General features: G+C 46.5%; 1 protein-coding gene. It reads right to left on the reverse strand.

Going from position 1 to position 639, the window contains the following annotated elements; genetic code table 11:
• On the reverse strand, positions 1-639 hold a 639-nt coding region (locus R8N49_RS28080; protein ID WP_318190566.1), incomplete at both ends, for a LysM peptidoglycan-binding domain-containing protein.

Genomic DNA, 639 nt, shown 5'->3' on the forward strand with positions numbered 1-639 from the left:
TTCACTTTATAGTGACTTGCGATCTTACCCAAGAACTCACCCGATTTAACGGTATGAGTAATCGTTTCAGTCTCTACTGTAATAGGCTTGCTTGGCACTTGGATCTTGCCAGCTGACGGAATACGCAGTTTTTGTCCAACCGCTAAGCTGGTCGATTTCAACTTGTTCTCAGCCATCAACGCTTTCGAGTTAGTACCGTATTTATTCGCAATCACAGACAGCGACTCACCACGCTTAACAATGTGCACCATTGGTTTAGAGGAAGGTGAGAACACCGTGCCTTCAGGTGGGTTATCTTTTAGATATTTAACCACCGCTTTAGAGATAGCCTGCGCTAACTTATCTTGGTGTGCGCGTTGGAACAGCAGTTTCTCTTCTGTTGGGTTAGAGATAAATCCAGTCTCTACAAGGACCGATGGAATTTGTGGCGAACGCAATACTGCCAAGCTAGTGTTGATTGGCTTGGTGTTGTGTAGATGCGCGACGCGTCCCATTTCACCCAAAATTTCGGTCGCCAACTTGTAGCCTTCTTTTTGCGAATGGCTGAACTGGAGATCGAGCAAAGTTTGGTTCACGTTGCGGTCTTTCGTGTTCGTGACAAATGCATTGCCAGAACCACCGAGCAGCTCAGACTGTTTC

It is taken from the genome of Vibrio sp. 1978, assembly GCF_033344345.1.